A 7,321-nucleotide genomic window follows, 5' to 3' on the forward strand; every position below is an offset into this window, starting at 1 on the left:
CTTCGCAAACGCCGGCTACGCTTCCGTCAAAACATGAAACGCTCTAACGATCCCCCAGCTGACTCAGCGTGAAACCGCTTCCGTTGCGGCTTTCAGCCATTTGCGCGTTTCTTCGTCGGCAAGCAGCGGCATCAGCTTGCCCCGCGTCTCGACGTGATAATCGTTCAGCCAGGCGAGCTCCTCGTCGCTCAAGAGGGCCGGCAGGACGAGCCTGCGATCGATCGGGCAGTAGGTCAGCGTGTCGAAGCCGAGCATGGGCTGGTCGCCGCCCTCGATATCCGACGCGTCCCGGACGACGACGAGATTTTCGATACGAATGCCGAAGGCGCCGGGGCGGTAGTAGCCGGGCTCGTTGGAAAGGATCATGCCGGGCAGCAGTTCCTGGGTGGCAAGCCGGGCGATCCGCTGCGGTCCCTCATGCACAGAGAGGTAGGAGCCGACGCCGTGGCCGGTACCATGCGCATAGTCGGCACCGGCCTTCCAGAGCGCGATACGGGCGAGCGGGTCGAGATCGACGCCGCGCGACCCCTTGGGGAAGCGGGCCGTGCTGATCGCGATCATGCCCTTCAGCACCAGGGTGAAGAAGCGCTTCTGCTCCTCCGGCACGCTGCCGATTGCGACGGTGCGGGTGATGTCGGTCGTGCCGTTGATGTATTGCGCGCCCGAATCGATGAGGAACATGGTCCCCGCATCGATCGACCGGTTGGTGTCGGTCGTGACGCGGTAGTGCATGATCGCGGCGTGCGAGCCGGCGCCGGCGATCGTGTCGAAGGAAATGTCCTTCAACGGGTTCTGCATGCGCTCGCCGGCCGCGGCGCGCACGGACTCCAATTTCTCCGCCGCGCCGATCTCCGTCACGCTGCCGGGCTCGCTCTTGTCGAGCCAGGCGAGAAATTCGACCATCGCCGCGCCGTCCTGCAGGTGCGCCCGTTCTGAACCGGCGATCTCTGCAGCGTTCTTGCGGGCGCGGGGCAGGCGGGCGGGATCGATCGCCTCGATGACGGAGCCTCCCTTCGAGCGGATCAGTTCGCCGATTGCGAAGGGCGCGAGATCCGGATCGATCATGATCGCGGCACCGGTCGCGGCGAGGGATGCGAGCCGCTCGCCGAAATCCCCGGGGGGAACGATATCGGCAAGCTGGGTCAGATAGGCTTCCTGTTCGATGCCGGTCTTGCGCTTGTCGAGGAAGAGCTCGGCACGGCCGTTCGCATGAATGACGGCACGCGCCAGCGGATGCGGCGTGTGCGGCACGTCGCTACCGCGGATGTTGAACGTCCAGGCGACCGAGGAGGGGTCGGTCAGCACCACCGCGGCGGCCTTGGCCTTTGCGACGATCGCCGCAATCGCGGCGATCTTGTCCTTCGCCAATTGGCCCGCGTGCTCGATCGGCTGGATGGTGACGCGACCGAGCGGAGCGGCGGGTCTGTCGGTCCAGAGTCGGTCGAGCGGGTTGTGGGCGAGAAACACCAGCGCGCCGCCGATTATCGCAAGCGCCTTTTCGAGCCGCCGGACCTCGGCCGCGCTGTGCAGCCAGGGATCGACGCCGAGCCGGAAACCCTTCGGCGCATGCGCCTCAAGCCAAAGATGCGGCGGTTCGCCGATGAGGTCGCCGCCGGTAAAGACGCCGCCATCCACCTGTTCCTTCAATTGGGTCACGTAACGGCCATCGACGAAGACGATCGCCTCACGTTGCGTGACGAGCGCGACGCCAGCCGATCCGGTAAAGCCGGTCAGCCAGGAAAGCCGCTCGGATGAAGCCGGTACATATTCGCCCTGAAACTCGTCGGCCCGCGGTACGAGGAAGCCGTCAATTCCGAGCGGCGTGAAAGCGCCACGCAAGGCCGTGGCCCGCTCCTTGCCGAATTGAGGCGTGGAGGTGACTTCGAAGGACTGAAACATGATTGATTCCATAGGGCTTGGCGGAGATCCGCAGGGAAGGTGGCGCCATGTTAGCGGAAAGGCCGCTCCGGGGGAAAGAGGCGACATCCTGCCCTGAACCCGACCCGAAGGGCCGGACAGTTGGGCCATTAATCATACATATGCGCGGCATGCATGGCTCCCATGCGGCAATGTATCTTTCTCTATTGAAATAATAGGGTATAACGGCGCCAACGAACACGGACGAACGTCCGGAAGTTCAAAAGACTGCAGTTCCGAGATAATTGGTCATCTGTTCTCCTCCTCCCTCAAGGTGGCCAATTTCGGAACGGTAGAGCCCGCTTGAGCGCTCCTCCTCCTCCTCAAGCTCGCGGGCATGGTCGGCCACAAACCGGCCAACAGGCGATGCTCCGGCATCGCCTTTGTTTCGAGAAGGCCGCCCGCCATGATGGATCGGGCGGCCTTTTCGTTTTTGCACGCCAGGCGGATGCCCGAAGCTGCATCGAACAAGCAGCGCTACGGATGACGGCCGGCGGACGAAACCTATTTCGTCAAGTGGATCGTCACCCAGCCGTTTTTCCAGATCGTCCGCACATGCGTGAGCCGCTGGCCGTTATAGGCGGCGAGCACCTTCCAGCGCTGTTCGGCGAGGATGCCGGAAAGGATGACCGAGCCGCCGGGGGCGAGGTTGGCGACGAGCTGCGGCGCCATCTTCATCAGCGGCCGCGCCAGGATATTGGCAATGACGAGATCGAAGGGACCACGCCTGCCGAAGGCGGTCGAATGAAAACCGGGCGCGGTCGCGAAGGTCAGGCCGTCGACGACGCCGTTGCGCCGCGCATTGTCGCTGGCGACCCGCGTCGCGACCGGATCGATGTCGGTCGCCAGCCCGGGAACATGCAGGAGCTTCCGGGCGGCGATCGCCAGCACGCCGCTCCCCGTGCCGAGGTCGAGAACGTTGCGGACGCGCCGCGAGCGCGCCACCGAGGCGAGCATTTCCAGGCAGCCGGCGGTCGTGCCGTGATGGCCGGTTCCAAAGGCCTGCCCGGCATCGATCTCGATGGCGATCTCGCCGGTCTTCACCTTGTCGCGATCATGGGAGCCGTGGACGACGAAGCGGCCGGCGCGCACCGGGGCGAGGCCCTCCAACGACTTGGCGATCCAGTCGATCTCCGGCAGAACCTCGCGCTCGATCGGAAGATCGGAGAAATCGGCGGCGAGTGCATCGGCGAGACGGCTCCTCACGCTCTCCTCTTCGCCGGCCATCATATAGACCGAGGCTTCCCAGACGTCGCGCCTCTCGTCGATCTCCATGGTCGCAACGGCGAAATCCTCGTCCTCGAAAATCACGCTCATGACGTCGAGAACGGCTCCCGCCTGCTTCTCGGTGGTGGTGACGAAAAGACGTATCTCGCTCAAGGTTCTTTCCTTCGGCTGCCCGGCGGGCTGGCGCCTCCCATCAGGCGCGCGGGGTTCGCCGCTAACATGATTGGCGCACAAACGCAAAGCGCCGGATAGACCGGCGCTCTGGAGGGATTGGGGCAGCCTTAGCCCCTTACAAGATTTTCAAGCTTCTTGACGGCGGTTTCGGGGTTCTCGCCATAGGAGATCGTGCCGCTGAACTTTCCGTCGGCGTCGAGCAGGAAGACCGAGGCCGTATGGTCCATGGTGTAGTCGCCGTCGGGCTTCGCTTCGTCGACCGGGACCTTCTTGTAGTAGACCCGGTAGCCCTTGACCATCTCGAGGACCTTGTCGGGCGGGCCGGAAATGCCGGTGATGCGCTTCGACACGTTGGAGACGTACTGACCGAGGATTTCCGGCGTATCGCGCTCGGGATCGACCGTGATGAAATAGGCCTGCAGCCTCTTGCCCTCGGGATCGACCTTGTCCAGCCAGCCATTGAGTTCGAACAGCGTCGTCGGGCAGACTTCGGGGCAATGGGTGAAGCCGAAGAAGAGGGCGGTCGGCTTGCCCGCGAACGCCTTCTCGGTAATCGGCTGACCGTCCTGACCAACCAGCGAGAAGGGCACGCCGAAGGGGCCGGCCGACGCCTGTTGCTTCGACTGGGTCATGTCGTAGGTGAGCCAACCCAGGAGGGCCACCATCACGAGGATGGCTGCCCAAAGGGCGATGCGTACAGTTTTCATCATTGCCACCGGTCTGTTGCGGCCGATTTTCCGGCCATCAATGAACACGAAGGTTTTGATAGCGCTTCGGCACGGACGGCGCAAAGGCACAATTGGCCGCAGGCATTTCGCTGCCATGGCCCCACCGGTAGTGGAAGGTTACTTGCAGATTTTTCAGAAGCACCATGAAATGCCCGCTTCGGCGAGCGAGAGGAAGATGTCCGCCCCGTGGGCAATCCAGCCCTGGAAGGCGAGCAGGAAGACAATCGCGAGCGCGCCCGTGAAGAGGGCGAGGACGAGAGGAGAGAGCGACTTTTTCGTGTCCGTGCGCATGCAGCGATCATAGCATCCCGAAACGCCAAAGAGAAAGGTGCTGTCCGGGCGATACTTTCGCGGCACCGTGGTCGCGTGTATTAGCGAATGTTTAAGGTCTCTTTGACACTGTCGGCAGACGCGGAGAAGTGCACCACTTCGATATGACATGAGGTCATCCGGTTGATCGAGCCCGGCTATCCGCATCGATCGCAACGGAGGACCACGCTCGCGTCGGGCAGGTCCATTTGCCATGGACTGCCAGCCGATGACCACCTCTCCCTCTGAAAAGCGCAACCTCTCTGTCAGCCAGCGACTGGCGACGCTCGCGGCGGCGGCCTTTCTCGGTTTTGGCTCCGTGCTCGGAGTCGGATTTTACCAGAATAGCCGCTTGGAGGTTTCCCTCGAAAAGGCGATCGTCGCAGAAAACGGCATGAAAACGGCCGAGGAAATGCGGTTTGCGAGCATAGAATTGGTGCTGATCGCGATGGATTCGATCATCGACCGCGAGGAGCGCAAGATCCAGCCGGAACGGGCGGCACAGATAAAGGCGTCGCTCGAACTGCTCGACACGAAGACCCCCGATCTCGAAGCCTTGGCACGGCTGCTTGGCAAGTCCGAGCGTCTCGCGAGTTTCGAACCCGACCTCGCTGCACTCCGCAAGGCGATCGAAGTGGACTTGAAGGAACTGGTGGAGTCCGGTGCGCCGGCGGGGGATTTTGCGCGCCTGGACGACGCGATCGACGGCGGCGGCGAGCGCATGAATTCCCTGCTGACGGAATTCACGGACGCCGCGGCCAGCCTCGCCACGGAGCGCACCGAGGAGGCGCGTGTGGCTTCAAGCAACGCGCTCCTGTTGCAAGCGGTTGTCGGTGTCCTGGTCATGGTCGGCATGCTGGCGCTGATCTGGTTCCATGGAAACGCGCTTCGCCGGGGTATCCTCGGGCTGCGCGACAGCATGCAGCGCATCCATTCGGGCGATCTCGCATCGGCTGTCGCCGCCCTCGAACGGGGCGACGAAATCGGTGAGATGGCCCGGTCGGTGGACCTGTTCCGGGCCGCGGCAATGGAGAAGCGCTCGCTCGAACAGGATGCCGCCGCGAGCCGGGACGAAGTGGAGCAGGAGCGCGAGCGCCAGGCTGCCGAGCGCGAGCAGGCGGTTGGTCGCATCAAGGCCGCGGTGGATGCCCTCGGCCGGGCGCTCAACCAGCTTGCCGAAGGCAATCTCGCGGTCGCCATTCGCGAGCCTTTCGAAGAGGGGCTCGACACGCTGCGCCGCGACTTCAACAACACGGTCGAACGGCTGAGCCACGTTCTGAGCAATGTGAAGGAGAACGTCGTCTCGATAGACTCCAACGGCCGACAGATGCGCAGCGCCGCCGACGACCTGGCACGGCGGACGGAAAGGCAGGCGGCATCGCTCGAGCAGACATCTGCGGCGCTGGAGGAAATCACCGTTACCGTCAAAACGGCGACCAATCGCGCCGAGGAGGCGAGTCTTATGGTCGGCGAGACGCGCGTCAACGCCGAGGAATCGGGCCGCATCGTTGGTGAGGCCATCTCCGCCATGGCGCGTATCGAGGGTGCATCCAACGAGATCGGCAAGATCATCAACGTCATCGACGAGATTGCCTTCCAGACCAATCTTCTGGCGCTCAACGCCGGCGTCGAGGCAGCGCGGGCAGGCGAGGCCGGCAAGGGCTTTGCCGTCGTCGCTCAAGAGGTCCGCGAACTCGCGCAACGTGCCGCCGGTGCTGCCAAGGACATCAAGGCGCTGGTATCGCGCTCGGGCACCGAGGTCGAAACCGGCGTCAAGCTGGTCCAGGCGACCGGCGATGCGCTCGGACGCATCGGCGCGAATGTCGTGCGGATCAACGAACACATGAGCTCCATCGTGCAGGCGGCGCGCGAGCAGTCAACCGGTCTCAACGAGATCAATGCCGCGGTCAGCCAACTCGACCAGATGACGCAGCAGAACGCCGCCATGGTCGAAGAGACCAATGCGGCGAGCCACACGCTCGCTCAGGATGCGGAGAAGCTCAGCGAGCTCCTCAGCCAATTCCGCAACGGACAGGCAAGCGAAACGGCGATGCGGGCCGCCGCTCCGGCAGCGGCAGCGCCGTCGATGAAAGCAAACCCGGCAAGGTCCAACACACAGGCCGGCGCAAGCAAGATGGTGGCTGCAAAATCCGTCGCGCTTCGTCAGCCGGCGGCCGCGCAGGCCTCCGCTCGCCCGACTCCATCTCCCGCCAAGGCTCTCATGGGCAAGCTGGCGGGCGCTTTCGGCAACACACAGGCCTCCGTGCCTTCCGCCACGGCCGCCGGTGACAACTGGGAAGAATTCTGATCATGAGCAACGCAATCAAGCAGTCCGGCGCCTATCTCGAAATCGTCTCCTTCCATCTCGGAGACCAGGAATTCTGTATCGACATCATGGCGATCCGGGAAATTCGCGGCTGGGCACCGGTGACGCCGATGCCGCATACGCCCCCCTACGTGCTCGGTCTCATCAACCTGCGCGGCGCGGTGATCCCCGTCATCGACATGGCATGCCGGCTCGGCATGAAGATGACCGAGCCGTCGGAGCGTTCGGCGATCATCGTTACCGACATCGCCGGCAAGCTCGTCGGCCTTCTGGTCGAGCAGGTTTCCGACATGATGACGATCCGCAGCGAAGACCTGCAGCCGGCGCCGGAGATCATTCCGGAAGCCCAACGCGCCTTCTGCCGCGGCATCGTCGCGCTCGAAAAGTCGATGGTCTGCTTCCTCAACCTCGATACCGTCATTGCCGACGAACTCGCTCAGGCCGCATAGGGTTAGACGGTAGTCATGCGCAATGCTTGCAGGGCCCGCGAGAGCGGGCCCTTTTTTTTGCGTCCTGCGACAAGGGAGCGGCAGACCGAACGAGGGGCACTGCATGAGTCCTTAAATCGGAATCGATTTAGGGGCAGAATCATCAGCATTTCAAAGTGCTACAGCGACCTTAGCGCGTCCGATTGGACGCG

The 7,321-nt window shown here is 63.4% G+C and carries 6 protein-coding genes; 2 read left to right on the forward strand and 4 right to left on the reverse strand.

Annotated elements, in window-relative coordinates:
* Nucleotides 1-63: 63 nt before the first annotated feature.
* From N181_RS02135 to N181_RS33905, 4 genes are all read right to left on the reverse strand, one after another.
* Nucleotides 64-1,899 carry an aminopeptidase P family protein gene (locus N181_RS02135; RefSeq protein WP_037401026.1) on the reverse strand — a complete coding sequence of 612 codons (1,836 nt, stop codon included), beginning with the start codon at nucleotides 1,897-1,899 and terminating at the stop codon, nucleotides 64-66.
* Between the two features lie 522 nt (nucleotides 1,900-2,421).
* A complete protein-coding gene (locus N181_RS02140; RefSeq protein WP_037401017.1) occupies nucleotides 2,422-3,297 on the reverse strand; it encodes a 50S ribosomal protein L11 methyltransferase in 876 nt (291 codons plus the stop codon).
* Nucleotides 3,298-3,425: 128 nt separating this feature from the next.
* Nucleotides 3,426-4,025 (reverse strand): SCO family protein, encoded by a 600-nt coding sequence (locus N181_RS02145; protein WP_014328934.1) that lies wholly within the window; start codon nucleotides 4,023-4,025, stop codon nucleotides 3,426-3,428.
* A 153-nt stretch (nucleotides 4,026-4,178) separates the two neighbouring features.
* Nucleotides 4,179-4,337 (reverse strand): hypothetical protein, encoded by a 159-nt coding sequence (locus tag N181_RS33905; protein ID WP_014328933.1) that lies wholly within the window; start codon nucleotides 4,335-4,337, stop codon nucleotides 4,179-4,181.
* Nucleotides 4,338-4,584: 247 nt separating this feature from the next.
* On the opposite strand from N181_RS33905, the gene N181_RS02155 reads away from it, so the two are divergent.
* The gene (locus N181_RS02155) at nucleotides 4,585-6,663 is read left to right on the forward strand and encodes a methyl-accepting chemotaxis protein (RefSeq protein WP_037401023.1); all 2,079 of its coding nucleotides are present in this window, start codon (nucleotides 4,585-4,587) and stop codon (nucleotides 6,661-6,663) included.
* 2 nt (nucleotides 6,664-6,665) lie between these two features.
* Nucleotides 6,666-7,130, forward strand: coding sequence for a chemotaxis protein CheW (locus N181_RS02160; protein WP_012708610.1), 465 nt, complete (start codon nucleotides 6,666-6,668; stop codon nucleotides 7,128-7,130).
* Nucleotides 7,131-7,321: the final 191 nt, after the last annotated feature.

It is taken from the genome of Sinorhizobium fredii USDA 205, from assembly GCF_001461695.1.
GTDB lineage: Bacteria > Pseudomonadota > Alphaproteobacteria > Rhizobiales > Rhizobiaceae > Sinorhizobium > Sinorhizobium fredii.